The 22,378-nt window shown below is 68.9% G+C and carries 25 protein-coding genes; 15 read left to right on the forward strand and 10 right to left on the reverse strand.

Going from position 1 to position 22,378, the window contains the following annotated elements; all coding sequences use genetic code 11:
* The first annotated feature begins 34 nt into the window (after nucleotides 1-34).
* Entirely contained in the window at nucleotides 35-2,320 is a 2,286-nt protein-coding gene (gene aceA / locus NM203_RS22775) for an isocitrate lyase ICL2 (RefSeq protein ID WP_255062742.1), read from the forward strand.
* On the opposite strand, the gene NM203_RS22780 is transcribed toward aceA, so the two are convergent.
* On the reverse strand, nucleotides 2,317-3,291 hold the full coding sequence (locus NM203_RS22780; protein ID WP_255062743.1) for a LysR family transcriptional regulator: 975 nt from the start codon (nucleotides 3,289-3,291) through the stop codon (nucleotides 2,317-2,319). The two genes, aceA and NM203_RS22780, sit on opposite strands and share 4 nt — an antisense overlap.
* 69 nt (nucleotides 3,292-3,360) lie before the next feature.
* Between NM203_RS22780 and NM203_RS22785 the strand changes: the two genes are divergently transcribed.
* The 3 genes from NM203_RS22785 to NM203_RS22795 all read left to right on the forward strand — a co-directional run bounded on the left by NM203_RS22785 (nucleotide 3,361) and on the right by NM203_RS22795 (nucleotide 5,841).
* The gene (locus NM203_RS22785; protein WP_303625066.1) at nucleotides 3,361-4,701 is read left to right on the forward strand and encodes an MFS transporter; all 1,341 of its coding nucleotides are present in this window, start codon (nucleotides 3,361-3,363) and stop codon (nucleotides 4,699-4,701) included.
* Entirely contained in the window at nucleotides 4,698-5,444 is a 747-nt protein-coding gene (locus NM203_RS22790; RefSeq protein ID WP_255062744.1) for a 3-hydroxybutyrate dehydrogenase, read from the forward strand. Before NM203_RS22785 ends, NM203_RS22790 begins: the two co-directional genes overlap by 4 nt.
* Nucleotides 5,445-5,535: 91 nt before the next feature.
* Entirely contained in the window at nucleotides 5,536-5,841 is a 306-nt protein-coding gene (locus NM203_RS22795; RefSeq protein ID WP_255062745.1) for a hypothetical protein, read from the forward strand.
* Between the two features lie 31 nt (nucleotides 5,842-5,872).
* On the opposite strand, the gene NM203_RS22800 is transcribed toward NM203_RS22795, so the two are convergent.
* Complete coding sequence (locus tag NM203_RS22800) at nucleotides 5,873-7,672, reverse strand: fatty acyl-AMP ligase (protein WP_255062746.1); 1,800 nt, start codon at nucleotides 7,670-7,672, stop codon at nucleotides 5,873-5,875.
* A 54-nt stretch (nucleotides 7,673-7,726) separates the two neighbouring features.
* Between NM203_RS22800 and NM203_RS22805 the strand changes: the two genes are divergently transcribed.
* Nucleotides 7,727-9,286, forward strand: a complete 1,560-nt coding sequence (locus NM203_RS22805) for a class I adenylate-forming enzyme family protein (RefSeq protein WP_255062747.1) — start codon at nucleotides 7,727-7,729, stop codon at nucleotides 9,284-9,286.
* Between the two features lie 6 nt (nucleotides 9,287-9,292).
* Here the strand turns inward: NM203_RS22805 and ripD are convergent, their stop codons facing one another.
* Together ripD and tpx are read right to left on the reverse strand one after the other, a co-directional pair.
* Entirely contained in the window at nucleotides 9,293-9,940 is a 648-nt protein-coding gene (gene ripD, locus NM203_RS22810; protein ID WP_255062748.1) for an NlpC/P60 family peptidoglycan-binding protein RipD, read from the reverse strand.
* A gap of 219 nt (nucleotides 9,941-10,159) precedes the next feature.
* On the reverse strand, nucleotides 10,160-10,654 hold the full coding sequence (gene tpx, locus NM203_RS22815; protein ID WP_255062749.1) for a thiol peroxidase: 495 nt from the start codon (nucleotides 10,652-10,654) through the stop codon (nucleotides 10,160-10,162).
* Between the two features lie 91 nt (nucleotides 10,655-10,745).
* Between tpx and NM203_RS22820 the strand changes: the two genes are divergently transcribed.
* Complete coding sequence (locus NM203_RS22820; protein WP_255062750.1) at nucleotides 10,746-11,477, forward strand: polysaccharide deacetylase family protein; 732 nt, start codon at nucleotides 10,746-10,748, stop codon at nucleotides 11,475-11,477.
* A gap of 3 nt (nucleotides 11,478-11,480) precedes the next feature.
* Here NM203_RS22820 and NM203_RS22825 read toward each other — a convergent pair whose 3' ends face one another.
* Both NM203_RS22825 and NM203_RS22830 read right to left on the reverse strand, forming a co-directional pair.
* Nucleotides 11,481-12,167 (reverse strand): Rv0518 family GDSL lipase, encoded by a 687-nt coding sequence (locus NM203_RS22825; RefSeq protein ID WP_255062751.1) that lies wholly within the window; start codon nucleotides 12,165-12,167, stop codon nucleotides 11,481-11,483.
* 80 nt (nucleotides 12,168-12,247) lie between these two features.
* The gene (locus tag NM203_RS22830; RefSeq protein ID WP_255062752.1) at nucleotides 12,248-13,447 is read right to left on the reverse strand and encodes an acyltransferase family protein; all 1,200 of its coding nucleotides are present in this window, start codon (nucleotides 13,445-13,447) and stop codon (nucleotides 12,248-12,250) included.
* A gap of 302 nt (nucleotides 13,448-13,749) precedes the next feature.
* Between NM203_RS22830 and NM203_RS22835 the strand changes: the two genes are divergently transcribed.
* Nucleotides 13,750-14,202: an STAS domain-containing protein gene (locus NM203_RS22835; RefSeq protein ID WP_255062753.1), complete on the forward strand. Its 453-nt coding sequence runs from the start codon at nucleotides 13,750-13,752 to the stop codon at nucleotides 14,200-14,202.
* Nucleotide 14,203: 1 nt separating this feature from the next.
* On the opposite strand, the gene NM203_RS22840 is transcribed toward NM203_RS22835, so the two are convergent.
* Nucleotides 14,204-15,109: an AraC family transcriptional regulator gene (locus tag NM203_RS22840; RefSeq protein ID WP_255062754.1), complete on the reverse strand. Its 906-nt coding sequence runs from the start codon at nucleotides 15,107-15,109 to the stop codon at nucleotides 14,204-14,206.
* A 122-nt stretch (nucleotides 15,110-15,231) separates the two neighbouring features.
* Between NM203_RS22840 and NM203_RS22845 the strand changes: the two genes are divergently transcribed.
* From NM203_RS22845 to NM203_RS22865, 5 genes are all read left to right on the forward strand, one after another.
* Nucleotides 15,232-16,314: an aldo/keto reductase gene (locus NM203_RS22845; protein WP_255062756.1), complete on the forward strand. Its 1,083-nt coding sequence runs from the start codon at nucleotides 15,232-15,234 to the stop codon at nucleotides 16,312-16,314.
* A 72-nt stretch (nucleotides 16,315-16,386) separates the two neighbouring features.
* Nucleotides 16,387-16,860, forward strand: a complete 474-nt coding sequence (locus NM203_RS22850; protein WP_255062757.1) for a hypothetical protein — start codon at nucleotides 16,387-16,389, stop codon at nucleotides 16,858-16,860.
* On the forward strand, nucleotides 16,850-17,401 hold the full coding sequence (locus NM203_RS22855; RefSeq protein WP_255062758.1) for a DUF6529 family protein: 552 nt from the start codon (nucleotides 16,850-16,852) through the stop codon (nucleotides 17,399-17,401). The genes NM203_RS22850 and NM203_RS22855 overlap by 11 nt, the downstream gene beginning before the upstream one ends.
* Nucleotides 17,402-17,488: 87 nt before the next feature.
* Complete coding sequence (locus NM203_RS22860) at nucleotides 17,489-17,941, forward strand: QcrA and Rieske domain-containing protein (RefSeq protein WP_255062759.1); 453 nt, start codon at nucleotides 17,489-17,491, stop codon at nucleotides 17,939-17,941.
* Nucleotides 17,942-18,556 (forward strand): class I SAM-dependent DNA methyltransferase, encoded by a 615-nt coding sequence (locus tag NM203_RS22865; RefSeq protein WP_255062760.1) that lies wholly within the window; start codon nucleotides 17,942-17,944, stop codon nucleotides 18,554-18,556.
* On the opposite strand, the gene NM203_RS22870 is transcribed toward NM203_RS22865, so the two are convergent.
* A complete protein-coding gene (locus NM203_RS22870) occupies nucleotides 18,547-18,978 on the reverse strand; it encodes a type II toxin-antitoxin system Rv0910 family toxin (RefSeq protein ID WP_255062761.1) in 432 nt (143 codons plus the stop codon). The two genes, NM203_RS22865 and NM203_RS22870, sit on opposite strands and share 10 nt — an antisense overlap.
* A gap of 79 nt (nucleotides 18,979-19,057) precedes the next feature.
* On the opposite strand from NM203_RS22870, the gene NM203_RS22875 reads away from it, so the two are divergent.
* From NM203_RS22875 to NM203_RS22885, 3 genes are read left to right on the forward strand one after another with little or no spacing between them, the layout of a single operon-like run.
* Nucleotides 19,058-20,194: an alkaline phosphatase family protein gene (locus tag NM203_RS22875; protein ID WP_255063038.1), complete on the forward strand. Its 1,137-nt coding sequence runs from the start codon at nucleotides 19,058-19,060 to the stop codon at nucleotides 20,192-20,194.
* A gap of 23 nt (nucleotides 20,195-20,217) precedes the next feature.
* Nucleotides 20,218-20,964 carry a peroxide stress protein YaaA gene (yaaA, locus tag NM203_RS22880; RefSeq protein ID WP_255062762.1) on the forward strand — a complete coding sequence of 249 codons (747 nt, stop codon included), beginning with the start codon at nucleotides 20,218-20,220 and terminating at the stop codon, nucleotides 20,962-20,964.
* 45 nt (nucleotides 20,965-21,009) lie between these two features.
* Entirely contained in the window at nucleotides 21,010-21,306 is a 297-nt protein-coding gene (locus tag NM203_RS22885; RefSeq protein WP_255062763.1) for a hypothetical protein, read from the forward strand.
* Here the strand turns inward: NM203_RS22885 and NM203_RS22890 are convergent.
* Nucleotides 21,303-21,896 (reverse strand): nitroreductase family protein, encoded by a 594-nt coding sequence (locus tag NM203_RS22890; RefSeq protein ID WP_255063039.1) that lies wholly within the window; start codon nucleotides 21,894-21,896, stop codon nucleotides 21,303-21,305. The genes NM203_RS22885 and NM203_RS22890 overlap by 4 nt on opposite strands.
* A gap of 42 nt (nucleotides 21,897-21,938) precedes the next feature.
* On the reverse strand, nucleotides 21,939-22,346 hold the full coding sequence (locus tag NM203_RS22895) for a VOC family protein (protein ID WP_255062764.1): 408 nt from the start codon (nucleotides 22,344-22,346) through the stop codon (nucleotides 21,939-21,941).
* Nucleotides 22,347-22,378: the final 32 nt, after the last annotated feature.

Raw genomic sequence — 22,378 nt, forward strand, 5'->3', positions numbered from 1 at the left:
CCTCACTTTCCAGCTCAACGAGGAGCGCGCCACTATGGCCGTCGAAGCCGATCCCACCGCCGAAACACCGTTCGAGCAAGCCGTCGCGGCCGTCCAGAAGTATTTCGACAGCCCCCGATTCGAGGGCATCACGCGGCTTTACAGCGCGCGGCAGGTCGTCGAACAACGCGGCACCATCGCGTCCGACTACTCGATCGCGCGGCAGGCTGCGGAGGCCTTCTACCCGCATCTGCGCGACTTGTTCGCTCAGAAGAAGAGCATCACCACGTTCGGTCCGTACTCCCCCGGTCAGGCCGTCGTCATGAAGCGCATGGGCATCGAGGGGATCTACCTCGGCGGGTGGGCGACCTCGGCCAAGGGGTCGATCAGCGAGGATCCCGGACCGGACCTCGCGAGCTACCCGCTGAGCCAGGTGCCCGACGAGGCCGCCGGCCTGGTGCGCGCCCTGCTGACCGCGGACCGCAACCAGCAGTACCTGCGCCTGCAGATGACCGATGAGCAGAGGGCAGCCACCCCAGCCGTCGACTACCGGCCGTTCATCATCGCCGACGCTGACACCGGTCATGGCGGTGATCCCCACGTGCGCAACCTGATTCGGCGTTTCGTCGAGTCCGGCGTTCCCGGCTACCACATCGAGGACCAGCGGCCGGGCACGAAGAAGTGCGGTCATCAGGGCGGAAAGGTGCTGGTGCCGTCCGACGAACAGCTCAAGCGGCTCAACACCGCTCGCTTCCAACTCGACATCATGGGCGTGCCCGGCATCATCGTCGCGCGCACCGACGCCGAGGCCGCCAACCTGATCGACAGCCGTGCCGACGAGCGCGACCAGCCGTTCATCCTCGGCGCGACCAACCTGAAGATCCCGTCGTACAAGTCGTGCTTCCTCGCGGTGATGCGGCGCTTCTACGAGCGCGGTGCCACCGACCTCAACGGCCACCTGCTCTACGCGCTACCCGAGGGCGAGTACGCCAACGCCGACGCGTGGCTGCAGCGGCAGGGCCTGCACACCGTCATCGACGAGGCCGCGGCGAGCTGGCTGGACGGCCGGGTCGCATCGGTGGACGCGGTCTACGACGACGTCGAGTCCAAGTTCATCGACGCGTGGCAGCTCGACTCGGGGCTGCAGACGTACGGCGAGGCCGTTGCGGAGCTGCTGGAATTCCGTGTCCGCGAGGGTGAATCGCCCGCCATGAAGCCCGACGAGTGGCGCACCTTCGCCGCGACCGCGCCGTTGTACACGGCACGGGAGAAGGCGCGAGAACTCGGTGCCGACGCGGCGTGGGACGCCGAGCGCGCTAAGACCCCGGAGGGCTACTACCAGGTGCGCGGCGGCATTCCGTACGCGATCGCGAAATCGCTTGCGGCAGCACCGTTCGCGGACATCCTGTGGATGGAGACCAAGACCGCGGACCTCGCGGACGCCCGTGAGTTCGCCGAGGCGATCCACGCGGTGTACCCAGACCAGATGCTGGCGTACAACCTGTCACCGTCCTTCAACTGGGACACGACCGGGATGACCGACGACGAGATGCGGGCGTTCCCCGAGGAGATCGGCAAGCTCGGGTTCGTCTTCAACTTCATCACCTACGGCGGCCACCAGGTCGACGGTGTCGCGTGTGAGGAGTTCGCGACGTCGCTGCGTCAGGAGGGCATGCTGGCGCTCGCTCGCCTGCAGCGCAAGATGCGCCTCGTCGAATCGCCTTATCGCACACCGCAAACGCTGGTCGGCGGGCCCCGCAGCGATGCCGCGCTGGCGGCCTCGTCGGGCCGGACCGCGACGACGAAGTCGATGGGCAAGGGCTCGACGCAGCACCAGCACCTCGTCCAGACCGAGGTGCCGAAGAAGCTGCTCGAGGAGTGGCTGGCACTGTGGGGCGAGCACTACGAGATCGGCGAGAACCTGCACGTGCAACTGCGCCCGCGGCGGGCCGGTTCCGATGTTCTCGACCTGCAGATCCTCGGCGACGGTGAGGATCCGCTGGCCAATGTCGTCGTCGACCCCATCAAGGACCGGCACGGCCGCAACATCCTCACGGTCCGCGACCAGAACACGTTCTCGGAGAAACTCCGTAAGAAGCGCCTGATGGACGTCATCCACCTCTGGCTGATCCACCGCTTCAAGCCGGAGATCGTGTACTACGTGACGCCGACCGAGGACAACATCTACCAAACCGAGAAGATGAAGAAGCACGGCATCTTCAGCAACGTGTACCAGGAGGTCGGCGAGATCATCGTCGCCGATGTGAACCAGGCCCGCATCGACGAGTTGCTCGCCCCCGACCACGAGGCGCTGATGAAGCTGATCCGCAAGGAGGACTAGCTCGACTCGCGTTCCTCCGCCGACGTCGCCGTACCCATCAACTCGTCATGCTGATCGGCCATCCGCGAGACGATGGCGTCGACCACCGCCGCGACCTCGGGCCTGCGCAACGTCTCCGATCGCGTCACCAGCCAGTACGTCAGCCCGACCGCGACGGAATCCGGCAGCACGCGGACCAGATCGGCGTGCCGGTCCGCCATGAAACACGGCAGTAGGCCAAGACCCGATGCGGCCCTGGTGGCCTCGACGTGGACGAAGACGTTGGTCGACGTGACGGACTCCCGCATGACCGGGCCGAAAGATCGTGCGAGATCGAGGTCGTCGACCTGGAGCATCGAGTCGATGAAGTACACCAGCGGGTGCTGCGACAGTTCGCCGATGTGCGCTGGTGTGCCGAACTCGGCGAGGTAGCCGACCGACCCGTACAAGCCGAGTCGATACTCGCCCAGCGGAATCGCCCTGGCGCGGTGCACCTGCGGCTCCCCCACCACGATCTCGATGTCGAGGCCGGACCGCTGCTGAGTGGCTCGCCGCGTCATCGTGACGATCTCGACGGCGACCCGCGGGTGTCGGCGCTGCACCGACGCGGCCGCCGGCGCGGCGATGTACGCGCTGAACCCGTCGGTGGCCGACATCCGGACGACGCCGGCGAGTTCGCGTCGGCCACCGGGTGCGGACAGCGAGCCGATCGCCGTTTCGACGGCCTCGGCGGCGGCCAGGGCGTCGCGCCCGAGATCCGTCAACTCCCAGCCGCCCGAGACCCGAGCCAGCAGTCGCCCGCCAACGGCCCGCTCAAGTGCGGCGATGCGACGCGAGATCGTCGTGTGGTTGATGCCCAGTTCGTCGGCCGCGGTGACGAAGCGGCCCGATCGCCCGACCGCCAGCAGGACTAAGAGGTCATCTGCACTAAGACGTCGCATGCCACCGGTCACATCTGCATTTTCGCAGACGTGTGGTGCAGGTTTGGCCATTGTTCGTGCCGGGAACCTGCAGCAATACTCAGGTTCGACTGTGTTCCCCATCACAACGAGGAGAAGCCCATGAGAGCCCCCATCCCCACCGGGCTCAAGCGGGTGGTGGCCGCCTCGATGGCGGGCACCGTCGTCGAGTGGTACGAGTTCTTCCTCTACGGCACCGCGGCGACAATCGTCTTCAACAAGATCTTCTTCTCGGAGACGACGAGTGAGTTGAACGCGATCTTCCTCGCGTTCGCCACCTACGCCGTCGGCTTCGTCGCGCGACCCGTCGGCGGTGTCGTGTTCGGGCACTACGGCGACAAGTTCGGCCGCAAGAAGCTGCTGCAGTTCAGCCTTCTCCTCGTCGGCGTCGCGACGTTCCTGATGGGTTGCCTTCCGACGTTCGGCCAGATCGGGTACTGGGCGCCGGGGCTCCTGGTGACCCTGCGCTTCATCCAGGGGTTCGCGGTCGGCGGCGAATGGGGTGGCGCGGTGCTGCTGGTCGCCGAGCACAGCCCGAACAGGCAACGGGGATTCTGGGCCAGTTGGCCGCAGGCGGGCGTGCCCGCGGGCAACATGCTCGCCACCATCGTGCTGCTGGTGCTCACCGGAACGCTATCCGACGCGGCCTTCCTCTCCTGGGGCTGGCGGGTCGCGTTCTGGCTCTCCGCGGTCGTCGTGCTCATCGGCTACTACATCCGCACCAAGGTCACCGACGCGCCGATCTTCGTCGAGGCGCAGCAGGAAGCCGAGCGGATCAAGGCCACGTCGATGTCCGTCGTCGAGGTGCTCAAGCGCTACCCGCGCGGCGTCTTCACCGCCATGGGACTGCGCTTCGGCGAGAACATCATGTACTACCTCGTCGTCACCTTCTCGATCACGTACTTGAAGACGCAGGTCGGTGCCGACACGAACTCCATCCTGCGATACCTGCTCGTCGCACACCTGGTGCACTTCGCGATAGTCCCCGTCGTCGGGCACCTCGCCGACCGGTTCGGGCGCCGGCCCGTCTACCTGATCGGGGCGATTCTCGGAGCGACGTGGGGCTTCTTCGCCTTCCCGATGATGAACAGCGGCAACTACCTGGTGATCACCGCAGCCGTCACGCTCGGCCTGGTGATCCACGCGTTCATGTACGCGCCGCAGCCGGCGATCATGGCCGAGATGTTCCCGACCAGGATGCGCTATTCCGGTGTGTCCCTTGGCTATCAGGTCACCTCGATCGTGGCCGGATCGCTGGCACCACTCATCGCGGTGAAGCTGCTCGACATCTACGACTCGGCGGTGCCGGTGGCCATCTACCTCGCGATCGCGTGTGTCGTGACGCTCGTGGCGGTGCTGTACACCCGCGAGACCAACGGCATCGACCTCAGGTCTCTCGACGCCGCTGACGCCGAAGACGTCGCGATCGCCGCACGCGCATGACCGACCTGAACGGGCGCACCGCCCTGGTGACCGGCGGCGGAAGCGGTATCGGGGCGGCCTGTGCGCGCGAACTGGCGAGCCGCGGTGCGCATGTCACGGTGGTCGACGTCGACGACGCGGCGGCCAAGTCGTTGGCCGACGAGATCGGCGGAACCCCTTGGGTGCTCGACCTTCTCGACGTCGAAGCCCTCGAGAGTCTGGAGTTGTGCACTGACATCCTGGTGAACAACGCCGGGGTGCAGCACGTCGCGGCCATCGAGGACTTCCCGCCCGCGAAGTTCCGGGACATGCTCGCCCTGATGGTCGAGGCGCCCTTCCTGCTCATCCGCGCAGCGCTACCGCACATGTGCGGCAACGGGTTCGGCCGCGTCGTCAACGTGTCGTCGGTGCACGGCCTGCGAGCATCCGAGTTCAAGGTCGCTTACGTGACCGCGAAGCACGGACTCGAGGGGCTGTCGAAGGTGACCGCACTCGAGGGTGGCCGGCACGGTGTGACGAGCAACTGCGTCAACCCCGGTTACGTGCGCACCCCGTTGGTCGCCAAGCAGATCGCCGATCAGGCGCGCGCGCACGGGATCCCCGAGGACGACGTGGTGTCGGAGGTGTTGCTCACCGAGTCCGCCGTCAAGCGTCTCGTCGAACCGGAGGAGGTCGCGTCACTCGTCGGCTGGCTGGCGTCGCCCGCGGCCGGGATGGTGACCGGTGCGTCCTACACGATGGACGGCGGCTGGAGCGCCCGCTAGCCGTTCAGCTCCCGTTAAGCGTCGATCTCACCGAGAGCTTCGCCGCAGGATAGGGTGTCCACAGTCGGGAGTGACGATAAGGAGTGTGGCGGTGGCCCTCAAGCGCGGAATGGTTCTCTTGGGATGCGCGGCAGCCGTGGCGTTCGGATCGGTGCTCAGCGCCTCCCCCGCAGCCGCCAAGGAATGCCCCTGGGGTACGTCCCCGACCCGCTGGGAGGGTGTCTGCTCACCCGGCGGCAGCGGCGGTACGGCCGGCGGGGGCGCCCCCATCGCGCCCGCCCCGGCGGCAGGTGGCGCCAGGATCGTGAACACGCCCGGCTCGCTCAGCACCGTCAACGGCATCCCGTGCACCGAGGAGCACTACGGCACGTGTCTCGCGATGATCCAGAACAACTAGCAGCGCCGTCGAACCCGCTGCTGCCCCGCGACTAGCCGAACACGCCGGACGTGTACTGCGCCTGACAGGCTCGGCGCGCCAGCTTGCCGCTGGTGGTTCGCGCCAGCGCGCCGGCGGGCACCAGTCGCACGTCCGCGGCGACGACGTCGTGCTCGATCGACACCGCGGCGCGGATGGCATCGATCGCGGGCGCGGGATCGCTGCGCGCCGTGCCCGTCGCGCGCTCGGCGACGATCACCACGCCGTCGGCGGTACCGAACGCCGCGACGTAGCCGCGCCGCACCAGGGGCGAGGCGTCGGCGGCGGTGTGCTCGATGTCCTGTGGGTAGTGGTGTCGACCCGCTGTCGTGATGAGGTCGGCCATGCGTCCGGTCACGTACAGCTCACCGTTGAGGTAGAACCCCAGATCGCTTGATCGCAGCCACGGTTCGGTCCGGCCCGCCAGCGTTGCGCCGAACGTCGCCCGAGTCTCGTCCGGCCGGTTCCAGTAGCCACGCCCGACGTTGTCGCCGTGCAGCCAGATCTCCCCCACCCGTCCGTCGGGCAGTTCGGCGCCGCTCTCGGGGTCCACGATCACGCACGACAGGCTGCGAGCGGGCCGCCCGCAGGACACGTGCGCCACGGCGCCGGGGTGGTCGGCGGGCACCGGCACGACGGTGCCCGCGTTCAGCGCCTCCCGATCGACGAACACCGCCGCGGGTCGCGCGTCGGGTGCGATGGTCGCGACGAACAGGGTGGCCTCGGCGATGCCGTACGACGGCTTCATGGCAGTCGGCGACAAGCCATATGGCGCAAAGGCTTCGGTGAAGGTGTCGATCGCGGCCATGCTCACGGGCTCGGAGCCGATGATCAGTACCACGTTCCCGAGATCGACGTCGTCGCCCGCGGCGGGCAGACCTCTCGCCGCGGCCCACTCATACGCGAAGTTCGGTGCGGCGGAGACGACCTTGCCCACTCTGCCCTCCGCCGACATCGCGGTGATCCACCGCTGCGGCCGCCGCACGAACGCCGTGGGCGACATCAGCGTGGAGTGCCCGCCGTACACCGCGGGGAACCCGATCATCGACAAGCCCATGTCGTGGTACAGCGGCAGCCAACTGACCCCGCAGGTGTTCCGGTCCAGCAGATCGATGGACAGGATCATCTGAATCAGGTTCGTGCCGACCGCCCGGTGCGTCACCTCGATGCCGATCGGCGGCCGGGTGGCGCCGGAGGTGTACTGCAGGTGCGACACGTCGGCGAGATCGATGTCGACCTCGGAGAACCGTTCGGAGGCCGCATCGGGAATCCGGTCGATGTCGAGCACCGCCGGCGCCGGGTCGAGTGCGACGTCTGCGAGGAACTCGCGGACCCGGCCGGCGGCCGACGACGTGGTGAGGATCACCGACGGGCGGGCGTCGTGCAGCGCGGTGTCGAGGCGTTCGGCGTGCCCCGGCAGCTCGGGTGCGAACAGGGGCACGGCGATGAGCCCCGCTTTCACGGTGGCGAAGAAGCCCGTGACGTAGTCCAGGCCCTGCGGCGCGAGTACCGCGACGCGCTCGCCGCGGGCGGCGATGCGTTGCAGCTCGGCGCCGATGGCGCGCATTCGGGTGCCGAGTTGCCGCCACGTCAGCTCGAGGGCCTCACCCTGCTCGGAGCGGGTGAAGTCGAGGTAGCGGTACGCGACCGAATCGCCGAGGTGCACGACGTTGCGATCGATGAGCGACGTCAGCGTTGCACCCGGAGGCAGCGCGATATCGCCCTCCGCGTCGAGGCAGTCCTCGATCCGCAGCAGGCCGGCGGGCACCGAGTCCCCGTTCGCCGAGTCGTTCTGTGGTGAAACGAGTTTCACGTCTGCAGTCTATCCGCGTGTCGACACCGCACGGCCGTCCGCGATGATCGCTGGGTGACTGCACTCCCGCTGACCGTCCCGGCTCTGCTCGCGCGCGCCGCGCTCGACTTCGGCGAGCACACCTACCTGGTCACACCGACCGATCGGCTGACCTATGGCGACGCCGAACGACGATCGGCGGACCTCGCGCGCCAGCTGCTGTACGAGGGCGTCGGCAAGGGGTCTCGCGTCGGCCTGTTCTTCCCGAACAGCGCCGACTGGGTGGTGTGGTGGCTGGCACTGTCGCGGATCGGCGCGCTCGTCATCCCGCTGAGCACGATGTACACCCCCGCGGAACTGCGAAAGGTGCTGCGGCTGGCCGATGTCGGACTACTCGTCGGCCCGCCGACGGTGCTCTCGAACGACGTCGCCGAGCGATTCGAAGCCGCGTTCGGCGACCTGGCCGGTCAGCAGGCGGGGCGGTTGACGCTGCCCGAGGCGCCGTACCTGCGCCGCATCGTGCTGACCGGTGCGACCGACCGGAGTTGGGCGAGCGCGCTCGACCACACCGCCGCCGTGCCCGAGACGATCCTCGCGGCCGCCGAGGCGGAGGTGTCACCGGCCGACCTCGCCGTCGTGGTGCACACCTCGGGATCGACCGCCGACCCGAAGGGCGTCGTGCACACCCACGGCACGCTGGTGCGGCAGACCTCCACGTGGCCGGCGGCGGTGCGCGTGGTGACGAGCACCGCCGGGGAGATCCGGGTGCTGTGCGCGATGCCGTTCTTCTGGGTGGGCGGGTTGCTAGCCGCCACGGGTGCGCTGCACGAGCCGACGACGGTGCTGGTGCTGCCGAAACTCGACCCGGGCACCGCCCTCGACATGGTCGAGCGCGAGCGTGCCACCGGAGTGGTGGGTTGGCCCGCGTTCACACAGCGGTTGCGTGACCACCCGTCGTTCGCCGGCCGCGACCTGTCCAGCGCGCCGACACTGCGCGACGGCCCGCTGGACATCGCGATGACCGATGTGCCCGACGGCTTTCCCGTGCACCGCACCATGTCCGAGACCGCGGGCGGGTTCGCCTACACGGAGATGCGCATCGTCGACGACGCCGGTGCCGACGTCGACGAGGGGGTCACCGGCGAACTGCTGATCCGCGGTATCGGAGTCATGGCCGGTTACAACAAGCGCGAGCGCTGCGAGACGTTCGACGCCGACGGCTGGTACCACACCGGCGACAGGGTCTACCGCAGGGAGGGTGACCCGCGGCTGTTCTACGTCGGCCGCACGACCGATCTGATCAAGGCCGCAGGCGCCAACGTGTCCCCGCTCGAAGTCGAGGCGGTCGTCGCCGATCTCCCGGAGGTCGCGCAGTGTCTGGTCCTCGGTGTCGACGACGAGGAGCGCGGCGAGCAGGTCTGCGCGGTGGTGGTGCCCACCGGGCCCGATGGCTCAGCCGTCGACGTCCAGTACCTGGCGGCTCGCACCCGCGAGCAGTTGTCCGGGTACAAGGTGCCGACCCGCTGGGCGGTGGTGTCCGGCGACCGGATCCCCACTCTGCCCAGCGGGAAGTTCGACCGTAAGACGTTGCGCGCCATGATCATCGACGGCACGATCGCCACCAGCGGGTCGTGAGCTCCGTCAGGCGATGAGGCGGCTCAGGTAAGGCGCCATCCCGTTCGTCCGCACCGGCGACACCTTGACGCCGGTGTCCGCTGTCTCCACCATCTGGCCGTTACCGATGAACAGTGCCACGCTCTGCGTGCCGTCGGGCCCGTAGAAGATCAGGTCGCCGGGCAGCGCCTGATCCGGCGTCACCTTCCAGCCCACTTTGTACTGCTCGCCCGACGAGCGCGGCAGCTTCAGCCCGACACCGGCGAACGAGTACACCATGAGGCCGGACGCGTCGAAGCCGACGACGTCGGCGCTCGGGTCGGGCGCCGGCACCCCGAGACCGGGGGCGACACCCAGGCCGGGCGTCACGCCGGGGGCCGCCGTCACGCCGGGGGCCGTCGACACGGCGCCCGCCGGCAGCTGTTCGAGGCCGAGCGGTGTCGCGGTGGCGGGGTCGGGCACCGATGCCGGCCGACGCGTGGGGCCGGAGGAGTCGCCGCCGCCGTAGGTGAACGGCACACCCTGCTGCGACACCGCGCGCTTGATCACGACGTCGATCAACTGCTGGTGGTTGGCAGGCCGAGGGTACGGCTCGGCGCTGGCGATGCCGGCGGATGCAAGCACCGTTGCCACGGACACGATCAGCCCGATCACGAGGGCCCAGATGCGATTCATGCGTGCGTCAACTTCTCTCCGGGGCGAGCGACGCGACGGGAGACGAACTCCGCCACGGCGCTGATGCCGTGTGTACCCGCTGCCTCATCGACAGCGGCGTACACACCAGTTTTCCACCAGCGCGTGACGCGAGATTCTAAAAGCCCAGGTAGAGGGCCAATGAGTTGCCGTACCGTGGCCGAAAGGTGACCGCGAGCCCGAGTCCGCGGCCGGGCGCGGCTACTGCAGCGCGGCGAGCGCGGCGTCGTAGTTCGGCTCCTGGCCGATCTCCGGCACCAACTCGGTGTACGAGACGTTGCCGTCGGCGCCGACCACCACGACGGCGCGAGCCAGCAGGCCGGCCATCGGGCCGTCGACGATCGTGACGCCGTAGTCCTTACCGAAGTCGTCGCGGAACGCCGACGCGCTGGTCACGTTCTCGATGTCCTCGGCGCCGCAGAACCGCTTCTGGGCGAACGGCAGATCGTTGGATACGCACAGCACCGTCGCGCCGCTGCCGGCGGCGCGCTCGTTGAAGGTCCGGACGCTGGCCGCGCACACCGGGGTGTCCACCGACGGGAAGATGTTCAGCAGCACGGCCTTGCCGGAGTAGTCGGCGCTGCCGACCGAGCCGAGGTCGGTTCCGGTCAGCGTGAAGTCGGGAGCCGGGCTGCCCACGGCGGGGAGTTCGCCACTGGTGTTGATCGGATTTCCGCGCAAGGTTATCTGTGCCATGCCGACAGTCTGCCAAGGTCGTCGAGCACGCGGTGGTCCAGGGGTGGCTGTTCCTCCCCCGCGTCGTGCCGCGAGCCCTTATCCTCCTGCGGTGCCCGGTATCGACAGGCGAACGCTGCTGGGCTCGATCGCGTTGGGGGTGCTGGCCGCCGCCCGCGCCGCCCCGGTGTCCGCGGAACCCTTGCGGCCGATGGGTTCTCGCCCGGCGGGTGCGCCCGATGGTCTCCTCACGCGACTGCCGCCCGTCGGCCGCCGGGTGGCCCTCACCGTCGACGACGGCGTCAGCTCGGAGGTGGTGGCCGCGTTCGCGCAGTTCTGCCGGGATACCGGGACCCGGCTGACGTTCTTCGTCAACGGGGTCAACGCGTCGTGGACGGACAACGCCCGCGTCCTGCGGCCCATGGTGGAGGCGGGGCAGATCCAGCTGGGCAACCACACCTGGTCGCATCCCTACCTCACCCGCATCGGTGAGCGCGACATCGCGGAGCAGATCAGTCGGAACGCGCGGTTCCTCGTCGACACCTACGGCGTCGACGGGGCTCCGTACTTCCGTCCACCGTTCGGTCGTCACACCGTCGCGTCCGATCGCATCGCGACCGACCTCGGATACCGCACGATCACCAGGTGGTCCGAACAGGTCGGGGATTTCAAGCCGCTCACCGAGCGCGAACTCGTCGACGGCGCAGCCAAGGCGTTTAAGCCCGGCAACATCGTGCTGGCCCACGCGAACCTACCGACGATCACGCGGTGCTATGGGCGGCTGGCGGATCTCATCCTCGAACGCCGGCTGCAGACGGTCACGCTCGACGACGTGTTCGGCTAGATCTCAGGTCTGTGTGGGGAGGGCATCGGCGATGAGGGGCGCGATCCGCTCCGCCATGTACGCGTGCCCGGCGTCGGTGGGGTGCACGCCGTCGCGCCCGATCAGGTCGGGTTGACCGACGAACCATCTCTCGGCGATGGGGTCTATCCACATGGCGCCCATCAGACGCGCCGCGCCGAAGAGCGCGTCACGCACCTGCAACACCGCGGGAGGCACGTCGGCGGTGGGCCACGGCGGGCCGATCACCAGGATCCGGGCCGACGGTGCCGTGCGGCTCGCCACGCCGAGCGCGGACAGCATCGCGCCGGGCAGCAGCACCGGATTGGCGGGCTGATCGTTGCGGGAGCCGAAGTAGACCACCAGGGTGTCGTCGGGCCGGATCGCGCGCGCGGCGAGCGCCTCGTACACGTTGCCGCGGTTGCCGGGAACGCCGTAGCCCGCGCCGCCTTCAGCGGCGACGTCGGCGTTCACCAGCACCCCGCGCCGGGCCAGCAGCTGCCACGCGCGGGACGTCCAGCCCTGCGCGCCCCGGCCGCCGAGGTCACCGCCCGTGGTGTACGAGTCGCCGATCACCGCGATGCGGTACTGCGGCACTTCGCGCCCGGCGAGCTCGTAATCGGCTGGCACGGGCATGACGACCACGCCCGTGAACACCATCACTACCGCGACGAACGCCGCTAGCCGCCCCACCTGCATCCTCCACCGATCATGATCATCGCAATGTGACGACTCTCGTTGCTTCACAGCATAATTCGGATCGACGGACTTGGTCATCCGGCGCGCGGGGTGGCCGACTTACCTGACCGTGCGCTGTCGATCTGCTGCACCGGGTTGTCCACCGCGCGGACGTCGACCATCCGGCGCATCCACCGGCGGGCCGGTTCCTCCACCACGTGGTACAGCGCGACCGCGGAGAGGAAGCTCAGCACCAGCAGGCCCAGCACGATCCACTTCGCGCCCGCCGTGCCGTCGAGGGTCACCTCGAATTGTCGGGTCGCCCAGTTCCACGCCGTGTGCACCAGCTCGTGCACCATGTAGAGGCTGAACGACACCTGACCCGCGTAGACGACGGCACGCATCGACAGGAAGCCGGGCAGTGTCCCCGCGCCGATCGCCAGTGCGATCACCAGCGGGACGAACAGCACGTCCACGACTCCGCCGCTGTCGATGACATCGGGGATGGGGTGCGAGTCGAACCAGTACAGGATGCCGACCATCGCGACGACGATTCCGAGTGCGAGCAGTCCCGACGAGCGCCGGACCCGGTCGCTGGGGTCGAGTCTGCGGACGGCAAGGCATGCGACGGCGCCGGCGGTGAACTGCAGGATGATGCGGGGTAGCCAGCTCCACGGCGTGTAGAAGTGCCCGGTGACGAGCAGGAACATCACCGGCGGTACGGAGACGGCGACGGCCAGCAGCATCAGGCTGCGCGCTCTGGTCGCCCGTGCGACGCGGAACAGCACCAGGATGAGCACGCCGAACATCAGGTACGCCAACCACTCCGCGCTGATCGACCAGGCGGGACCGTCCCAGCTGGTTCCGTCGAAGAACGGCTCGAACCACAGCTGCACGAGGAAGAGCTGGCGCAGATAGCTGATCGCGTTGTACGGCGCCAGGTCCTCGGTCGGGACGTGACCGACGTTGAGTGTGAAGACGACCCACAGCGCGGCCAGATGCAAGGTGACCAGGTAGACCGGCCACACCCTGGCCAGACGCAGCCACAGGAAGCGCAGCGTCGCCCGGGTGGACCAGGTCTTCCCCATCTTGTCGATGTAGGTCCACGTCAGCACGAAGCCGCTGAGTATGAAGAAGAGGTCGACGCCTTGGGCGCCCCGGTCCAGCACCGGTGCCAGGGCGGCGGTGAGATCGGGCGCCGCGCCGTACAGCAGCGGCCGGAAGTGGAAGAGCACCACCCACACGGCGGCGAAGATGCGAAGGCCCGTTAGTGCCTTGATCTCTCCGCTGCGCACAACACTCTTTCCGCGATCACCGATTAGTTCCGTTCGCGCCCCCGGCCCCACTCGCCGGACGATCCGCGAAAGGGTATCAGCGCATTGTCCGAATCGGCGCGCAGCCAATGCTGTGAGCGCGCCGGACAATGCGCACCGAACTTTGCCGAGAGCGCCGAATCGAGTAGCGCCATTTCCATTCTTAGCAAACTATTATGCGATTCCGCCGACGTGCTTATATCGCGCACATAACGTGCTGGAAACGCGGAGTCCTCAAATCCGCGCCGACGCCGCTCAGCAACACCGTGGAAACGGGGACCGCTATGACACTGGCCATTCACGCGATACAGCCGGGAACCATGCGCTGCTACGGGAATCACGCCGTGTTCTGCGGCGCTGCGGAGGTCACGGCGCAGAGCAGGCACCTGGCCACGCTGCTGACGGTCACCGGCGACGTCGACGCCGGGAACGTCGAGTCGCTGTACGAGCGCACCGGGTGCTTCGTGCTTCCCGATACCGGAATCGTGCTCGACTTGAGCGGGGTCACGTCGTTCGCGATCGACGGCGTGCGGATGATCGCGCGGATCGACGAGGCGTGTCGCCGCGCCGGGATCGAGTGGGCGCTGGTCGCGAGTCGCGCGGTGTCCGACCGGCTGGCCCGCACCGACACGCTCTACCCGTTCGCAGCGTCGGTCCCCGAGGCTCTGCACGGGTTCGCCGACCGCATCGTCAACCGTCGTAGAGTGCTGCTGCCGTTCCTGACCAGAACCGCCTGACTCACGGGAACCGGGCGGCGGTGTCGGCGCCGGCTCGCTGACGCGCGGAGTCCTGGCCCGGCGGGGTGCCGAAGAGCCTGCGGTACTCGCGGTTGAACTGCGACGGGCTGCCATATCCGACGCGATGGCCGATGCCCGCGACGTCACCGGGATGCGCCGCCAGCAGTGACCGCGCCCGCTGCAGCCGGATGTGCTTCTGGAACTGCAGCGGGCTCATGTTGGTGACATAGCGGAAGTGCCGGTGGAACGCCGACGCGCTCATCCCCGACAGCCGCGCCAGGTCGTCGATGCGCAGCGGCTCGGCGGAGTTGTCGCGGATCCATCCGATCGCGCGGCTCACGTGGGTGAGATCGCTGTCCGCCAGGCCGATACGACGCACCGCGGCACCGTGAGCGCCGGTGAGGACACGCCAGACGATCTCCTGTTCGAGCAGCGGCGCGAGGACGGCGGCGTCGGCGGGGCGGTCGACGAGGCGCACCATGCGCACCACCGCGTCGAGCAGGTCGACGTCCGCGGGGCCGGTCGCCAGCGCGGACGCGTCCGCGGGACGGCCGGCCGGGGCACGGGCGGCCAGCGCGGCGACGATCTCGGGCCGTAGCACCAGCCCCACCCCGAGGGCCGGGGTGCGGGCGTCGACGTCGACGTACTGCCCGGTGATCGGGACGCCCGCGGTGACGACGAGGACGTCGCCGCCGCGGTACTCGTACTCCCGATCCCCCAGTCGAAGCCGCTTGCCCCCCTGTGCCATGACGACGACGAGCGGCTCGGTCAGCGAGTACTCGGGTTCGGAGCCGGGGTCGGTGACCTTGGACAGCAGCAGCCCGCCGATCGGCGTCGCCATGTCCGGCCGCGCGGCGGCGTCGATCAGAGCGCGGAGTTCGGTCAGCAGGTCGGCACGTGATCGCACGACTTCACGATACGCCTCGATTCGATCGGATTGTGCAAGAGTCGACGTGCATCGAGCTACCGGCGCCGGCGGTGGAGAAGTTGAATGAAGTCGTCCAATCAACCTTGATTAAGGAGATTTTCATGTCACTCGACCACTACGTCACCCTCGGCCGCTCGGGCCTGCGAGTCAGCCCGTTCGCTCTCGGCGCGATGACTTTCGGGCAAGACCCCGGCGGCGCGGGCACCTCCGTCGAGGAGTCCGAGGCCATCCTGACCCGCTATCTGGAAGGCGGCGGCAACTTCATCGACACCGCGAACTTCTACACCAACGGTCACTCCGAACGCATCCTCGGTGACTTCTTCACCAAGCGCAGCGGCATGCGCGACCACGTCGTGCTGGCGTCGAAGTTCTTCGCGAACATGCACCCCGGAGATCCGAACGGCGGCGGCGCGGGCAGATCGGCGATCATCGCCCAGCTGCACCAGACGCTGCGCAGGCTCAACACCGACCACCTCGACCTGTACTGGCTGCACAACTGGGACCGGCACACGCCGATCGAGGAGACGATGAGCGCCCTCGACGATCTCGTGCGCGCGGGTAAGGTCCGATATCTCGGCTTCTCCAATACGCCGGCCTGGGTCACCGCGCAGGCGCACACCACCGCCCTGTTGAGGGGGTGGACACCGCTGATCGCCCTGCAGGTCGAGTACTCACTGCTCGAGCGGACAGTCGAGGGTGAGCTCGCGCCGTTCGCCAGGGATCAACGGATGGCGCTGGTGCCGTGGAGCCCGCTGCGCAACGGTTTCCTGTCGGGCAAGTACACCCGCGGCGCGGAGGTGACCGATTCCGCGCGGGCGGCGTTCGTCGGCGGCCCCGATGAGGCGGAGTTCGTCGTGATCGACGCTGTCGCGACGGTCGCCGCAGAACTCGGCGTCACGTCGGCGGCAGTCGCGCTGGCCTGGCTGAGGGCCCGCGAGGGAACCGTCGTACCGATTCTCGGTGCCCGGCGGCTGAGTCACCTCGAGGACAATCTCGCTGGCCTGGACCTGGCCCTAGACGCCGAGCGGCTCGCACTGCTCGACGAGGTGTCGGCACCCGTGCTGAACTACCCGGCGCCCATGCACGGGGCGCAACGGGCCATGCTGCAGTTCGCGGGCACCACCGTGGACGGAACCCCCTCCGGCGTCTATCCCCCGCTGCAGCAGAGCTCCGTGCGCTACTGAGCGCCGGGGATCTCCACGAAACCTCCATGCTTTCTCCAAGCGTGGAACCGGACCGCGAAGCATTGTCGTGTCATGTCTCAGAACAGAATTCGCGGTCCGGTCCTCACCCTGGTGGTTGCAGCGGCGTTGGGGGGCGGGATCTGGCTGGTCAACGAGGGGCAGCGGAGCGAGCCACTCGCGCCGCAACCGGCGGCCGCGCAGGCCCCCGCCCCGTCGACCACCTCGGTGCCCGCACCGCCCGTCCCCGCTCCCCCGGCCTTCCCGGCCAACGCGACCTACGCCGGCGAGATCCCGACGAAAACCGGTGTGATCGCCGTCGACATCTCGATCGACGGCGAGCAGGGAGTCGCGTACGCGTGCGACGGCGCTGCGGTCGACGTGTGGCTACGCGGCAGCGCGAGCGACGGGAAGCTGAACCTGGTGAGTGCGGACGGCGAGAGCCGTCTGACCGGTCGGCTCGAAGGTGACGCCGTCGCGGGCACCCTCGCGGTGGGTGCGAAGTCGTGGACCTTCACCGCGGCCAGGGGCGTCGACGATGGCAACTGAGATCCGTACCAGCGCAGTCGATGCCGGTGCGCTCGTCGCGGTCGCCGCAGGGGCGTGCGTCGCGGTGGCGCTCGGGGTCTTCGGGAAGGTGCACGACCCGCAGTTCTTCTCGGTGAACCTCGCGGGGTTCTCGAGTGGCACGTCGGTCAAGGCGTGGACGGCGACGATCGCCTTGGCGCTGGCGGTGATTCAGTTCGGCACCGCATTCGCGATGTACGGCCTGCTGGGTGGGCGCGCACCCGCGTGGATGAGCACCGCCCACCGGTGGTGTGGCCGCCTCGCGGTGCTCGCGAGCGTTCCGGTCGCGGTGCACTGCCTGTACGCGCTCGGCTTCCAGGCCACCGACACCAGGGTGCTGTTCCACTCGCTGTTCGGCTGTCTCTTCTACGGCGCGTTCGTCACGAAGATGCTGCTGCTGACGCGCCGCGGGCTGCCGTCCTGGGTGCTCCCGATCTTCGGCGGCCTGGTGTTCTTCGGTCTGGTCTTCGTCTGGCTGACGTCGTCCCTGTGGTTCTTCCAAACCAGCGGCATCAGTTTCTAGATTCTCCTTCGCTCACCGCCGCATCGGCCGACAATCCGACTACAGCCCACACCCACTCAGCCCACGTCCTTCGAAAGGGGTTCATCGATGCTCGATGCCCACGCCCGCCGTCGCACCGTAATCGTCGGTGCAGGAGTCGGGGCCGCGGCCACCGCGCTCGCCGCCTGTTCGACCTACGACAAGCAACCGGATGCCGACGGCGACTCGCCGCCCGCGACGTCGTCCGCATCCACATCAGCGGCTCCCGGTGCGCCCGCGTCGGCCGCGGCCATCACCAAGACCGCCGACGTGCCGGTCGGATCGGCGGTGATCGTGGACGACGTCGTCGTGACTCAACCGACCGCAGGCGACTTCAAGGGCTTCTCGTCGGTGTGCCCGCACGCGGGCTGCAAGGTCGCCGAGGTGGTCGACGCCGTCATCAAGTGTCCCTGTCACGGTAGCGAGTTCAACCTGGACGGATCCGTCGTCAAGGGACCCGCCACGAAACCGCTTGAAACCACGGCGATCACGGTCCAGGGCGATTCGATCGTCGCCGGCTGAGTGAGCACGCGCTGGAGCGGGGCCGACACGCCACGCGGCGACGACTACGACGCACGCTGGACAGCGCTGGCGGCACAGGGCCGCAGCGTGCACGGCGAGGCCGACCTCATCGACGCCCTGCTGCGCGAAACGGGCGGCTCCAGCGTGCTCGACGGCGGGTGCGGAACAGGCCGGGTGGCAATCGAATTGGCGCGGCGGGGCTACCACGTCACGGGAGTCGACGCGGACCCCGCGATGCTCAACGCCGCGCGTGCCAAAGCGCCCGAGCTGCCGTGGTTCGAGGCCGACCTGGCGCAGCTGTCCGACGCGGTGGGAACCGGGTTCGATCTGGCGCTGCTGGCGGGCAACGTGATGATCTTCGTCGCTCCCGGCACGGAGGGCGCGGTGCTCGCCGAGGTTGCGAGGAGGCTGACCCCCGGCGGCCTGCTGGTCGCGGGTTTCCAGCTCCGCGAGCACCGGCTGGCGCTCGACACCTACGACCGGCTGTGCACCGAAGCGGGGTTGACGCCGGTCAACCGCTGGGCGACGTGGGACCGCGAGCCGTACGAGGGCGGCGACTACGCCGTGTCAGTGCACGCGCGAGCCGATTCGGGCGGGACCGCGAGTCAGCCGTAGAGCTCGACGAACGTCGCGATCGACTTCTCGATGTCGCCCCTCACGGTGCGGGCGGCGGCCATGCCGATCGGTCCGAACAGCGGCGCGCCGCCCAGATCGATCCGCACGGCGAACTTGGAGCCCGACGTGGTCGGGGTCACCGCCATCTTCAGGGCGTACTTCGTGCCGCCGACGCCGTCACCCTTGATCTCGAGCAGCTTGGGCGGATCGATGCGCTCGACTGTCCACGTCACGCGATTGCGCATGCCCTTGGCGCCCGCGACGCCGATGATCTTGGTGCCCTTGGTGAGTTCGGTGGGCAGTTCCGAGCGCCAGCCCTCGTGCATCGTCAACCAGTCGCCCAGCTCTTCGAGGTTGGACGCGTGCTCCCACGCCTTCTGCGGACTGATCGTCAACTCCCTGGACAGCTCGATCTTCGCCATTCGTCGATGTTAGCCGTAGGCGGTCCGCGGGCAGGACCGCAGCGTTTCGAGGAACCGATCCGTGGCAGGATCAGCGACCGTGGAGCTCCCTCGGCTCGATCCGGACCTGCCGTACCTCGCCGACGTCGTGCCCTCGGTGCTGGCCGCTCTCGGCGCGGTGGGCTTCGACCCGCGAATCCCGTTGCGGGACGGCGTCGCCGGGGCCTGTGTCCTGCTCATCGACGGACTCGGCGCCGAACTGCTCGACACCTACGCCAGCGAGGTGCCGGTTCTCGCCGGCCTGCGCGGGCGCACGCTTCAGGTCGGCTTCCCGTCGACCACGGCAGCCGGGCTGGCCGCCATCGGAACCGGCTGCCTGTCCGGCGAACACGGCATGGTCGGCTACACGTTCGCGCTTCCCGACGCCGGCATCGTCAACGCACTGCGCTGGCGTCCGCACCCGTGGGGTGACGACCTGCGCGGCACGGCGATCCCGGAGCAGGTGCAGCCGATGCCGACCGTGTTCGAGCGAGCATCCGCTGCCGGCTTCGCCGTCACCGTCGTCAACAAGGCGGAGTTCGTCGACTCCGGGTTGACGCGCGCGGTGCTGCGCGGCGGGCGCTATGTCGGCGTCCAGGGGCTCGGCGACCTCGCGGCGGGCGTGCGCGCCGCGCTCGCCGAGGGCGGATTCTGCTACGGCTACCACGGCGATCTCGACATGGTCGGCCACTTGCACGGGCCCGGTTCCGAGCCGTGGCGGATGCAGTTGCGGCAGGTTGACCGGCTGGTCGAGTCGATCGTCGAGGGCCTTCCGCCGGGAGCGCTGCTCGCGGTCGTCGCGGATCACGGCATGGTCGCCGTCGGGGAGTCCGACACCGTCGACATCGACAGTGCCGTCGCGCTCTCGAACGGCGTCGTCGGCATCGGCGGCGAAGCGCGTGCGCGGCACGTCTACGCCGCCGCGGGTGCAGCCGACGACGTGCTGGCCGCGTGGCGCGCCGAACTGGGCGAGCGAGCCTGGGTGGTCACCCGCGACGAGGCGATCGACGCGGGCTGGTTCGGCGGGACCGTCACAGACTCCAGCCGACCGCGGATCGGTGACGTCGTCGCCGCGGCACGGGGCTCCGTCGCGCTGGTGCGCAGCACCGTGGAGCCGATCGAGTCCTCGTTGCGCGGCCACCACGGTTCGCTGACCACGGCCGAACAGCGGATCCCGTTGCTGCTCGCCTACGGCTGAACCCGGTCCGCTACGGTTCCCGCGTGATCGTGCTGCTGCCCCCATCGGAGACCAAGCGCGACGGTGGCGACGGGCCCCCGCTACGCCTGGACGGTCTGAGCTCCCCCGCGCTGACGTCGGTGCGCACCGACCTCGTCGACGAGGTGGTGACGCTCGCGGCCGACGAACCCGCCTGTCTGGCCGCCCTCGGCCTCTCGGCAGCGCAGCGCACCGAGGTCGACCGCAACGCGACACTGCGCTCGGCGCCGACGATGCCGGCGATCGAGCGGTACACCGGCGTCCTCTACGACGCGCTGGACATCGAGAGCGTCAGTCGCGCAACCGCTTCCCGCGCTCGCTCCCGGTTGGCGGTCGGCTCGGCGCTGTTCGGACTGCTACGCGCCGACGACCCCATTCCCGCGTACCGGTTGTCGGCGGGCTCGAAACTGCCGGGCAGTTCGACGCTGGCGGCGCGCTGGAAACCCGCACTGGAGCCCGAGCTGGCCCGGATCGCCCTGGACGACCTGGTGGTGGATCTTCGCTCGGGGTCGTACGCGGCCCTGGGCCGCCTGCCGGGAGCCGTCACCGTCGAGGTCCTCGCCGAACGCGCCGACGGTAAGCGCAGCGTCGTCAGCCACTTCAACAAGGCGCACAAGGGCAGGCTGGCGCGCGCACTCGCGATCACGCGCGCCGAACCCCGCGACGCGGCGGGGGTGGCGGCGGTTGCGCGCCGGGCGGGCATGCGGGTGGAGCGTTCCGGTAACGACGTCACGGTGGTCATCGAGGCCTGATGGCCGCCAAGAATCCACCAAGCCGGCGGGGTCACTCTCGGCGACATGCTGACAGTGACCGATGTGTACGGCGAGCAGTGGACGGTGCGGCGCCGCTGGTGGTACGACATGACCCACGTGACTGAATCCCTCGGCGGCACCGAGGCGCTCGGCGGCCCGCTGCTGCTGGCGGTGGCGTGGCCGATCTGGTTCGTCGCTCACTGGTTCGGATTGCGTTGGCGCATAGCGGTTTACCGCGACGGCACCCTGAGTTACGAGAAGGTGGTGCGTGGCTGGGGTGCGTCGCGGAGGCGGATGCGGCGGATCGCCGACGACATCTCCGCCGGAGTTGCGGCAGCCTAGCGGGCGCCCCAGGTGTCCACGTTCACCGCGTCCTGCCACGGCCGCCGCCGCACCGGTCCGTGGCCGCCCTTGGGCCAGCCGACGACGATGTGACCCGGAATGATCCAGTCGTCGGGCACCCCCACCGCGGTGCGCAGCAGCTCCTCACCGCCGTACGCCGCCCAGCTGGTGAGGCACGCTCCGAGCCCCTGGGCGCGAGCGGCGAGCAGGAAGTTCTGCATCGCCGGGAAGATCGACCCCGCCAACAGCATGTCCGAGGCCATTCTCAGCCGCTTCTGCGCGAACAGCACCGACGTGAATTCGCCTGCGCGGTCGTGCAGTTCGTAGGTGGCGCGGTTGTCGCGGGCACGCCTGCCGGTGTCGTCGGGGTCGGGTCGCGTCATTCCGTACGCGACCTCGATGATCTCGAGCGCCCTGGTTGCCGCCTCGGCGACGACCGCGCGCTGCTCGGGCGAGCGCAGCACCACGAAGCGCCACTCCTGCGCATTGGCCCCCGACGGCGCCCACGTCGCGGCCTCGAAACAGCGAGCCAGCGTCGCGTCGTCGACGGGTTCGTCGGTGAAGCGGCGGATTGAGCGCGCCGTCGACATCACCTCCCAGACGTCGCTGGTGGCTCCCCTGTCGGGGAGCACCTACAGGGTTCCGAACAACTCGATGGAGTTGCCGTCGGGATCGGTGAAGAACAGCCACCCCATTCCCGGCACCGGCACGAACTCCGTCGGGGGCTCGGTGATCGGGTACCCGGCCGCCTCGATGCGTTCGGCGACGGCACGCAGGTTCAGCACCCCGATGGTGAAGTACCGGAGCCCCGCCTGAGCCCGGCCGCCTCCCGGCGCCACCGGTAGCGGCGGCGGCGTGGTGTAGGTGACGAGCTTGAGCACGCTCGAGCCGAGGTTGTAGCGCCGTTGCGAGCCGCCGTCGAAATCGACGACGCCCTGCAGTTCGAGTCCGAGGAAACCTTCGTAGAACTCGATCATCGCGTCGAGGTTCGTCGTCACCACGCCGAGTTCGACGCTGGGCGTCAGCAGATCCAGATTCACGCAGGAAGCTTAGCGAGGAGGACCACCGACTT

Source organism: Mycolicibacterium arenosum (assembly GCF_024320865.1).
GTDB classification, from domain to species: Bacteria; Actinomycetota; Actinomycetes; order Mycobacteriales; family Mycobacteriaceae; genus Mycobacterium; species Mycobacterium arenosum.

Coding starts and splice junctions, on each gene's coding strand:
- aceA (WP_255062742.1), top strand. CDS start 35: ATGGCCGTCGAAGCCGATCCCACCGCCGAAACACCGTTCGAGCAAGCC.
- NM203_RS22780 (WP_255062743.1), bottom strand. CDS start 3,291: ATGGCCAAACCTGCACCACACGTCTGCGAAAATGCAGATGTGACCGGT.
- NM203_RS22785 (WP_303625066.1), top strand. CDS start 3,361: ATGAGAGCCCCCATCCCCACCGGGCTCAAGCGGGTGGTGGCCGCCTCG.
- NM203_RS22790 (WP_255062744.1), top strand. CDS start 4,698: ATGACCGACCTGAACGGGCGCACCGCCCTGGTGACCGGCGGCGGAAGC.
- ripD (WP_255062748.1), bottom strand. CDS start 9,940: ATGAATCGCATCTGGGCCCTCGTGATCGGGCTGATCGTGTCCGTGGCA.
- tpx (WP_255062749.1), bottom strand. CDS start 10,654: ATGGCACAGATAACCTTGCGCGGAAATCCGATCAACACCAGTGGCGAA.
- NM203_RS22835 (WP_255062753.1), top strand. CDS start 13,750: ATGACACTGGCCATTCACGCGATACAGCCGGGAACCATGCGCTGCTAC.
- NM203_RS22845 (WP_255062756.1), top strand. CDS start 15,232: ATGTCACTCGACCACTACGTCACCCTCGGCCGCTCGGGCCTGCGAGTC.
- NM203_RS22850 (WP_255062757.1), top strand. CDS start 16,387: ATGTCTCAGAACAGAATTCGCGGTCCGGTCCTCACCCTGGTGGTTGCA.
- NM203_RS22855 (WP_255062758.1), top strand. CDS start 16,850: ATGGCAACTGAGATCCGTACCAGCGCAGTCGATGCCGGTGCGCTCGTC.
- NM203_RS22860 (WP_255062759.1), top strand. CDS start 17,489: ATGCTCGATGCCCACGCCCGCCGTCGCACCGTAATCGTCGGTGCAGGA.
- NM203_RS22870 (WP_255062761.1), bottom strand. CDS start 18,978: ATGGCGAAGATCGAGCTGTCCAGGGAGTTGACGATCAGTCCGCAGAAG.
- NM203_RS22885 (WP_255062763.1), top strand. CDS start 21,010: ATGCTGACAGTGACCGATGTGTACGGCGAGCAGTGGACGGTGCGGCGC.
- NM203_RS22890 (WP_255063039.1), bottom strand. CDS start 21,896: ATGTCGACGGCGCGCTCAATCCGCCGCTTCACCGACGAACCCGTCGAC.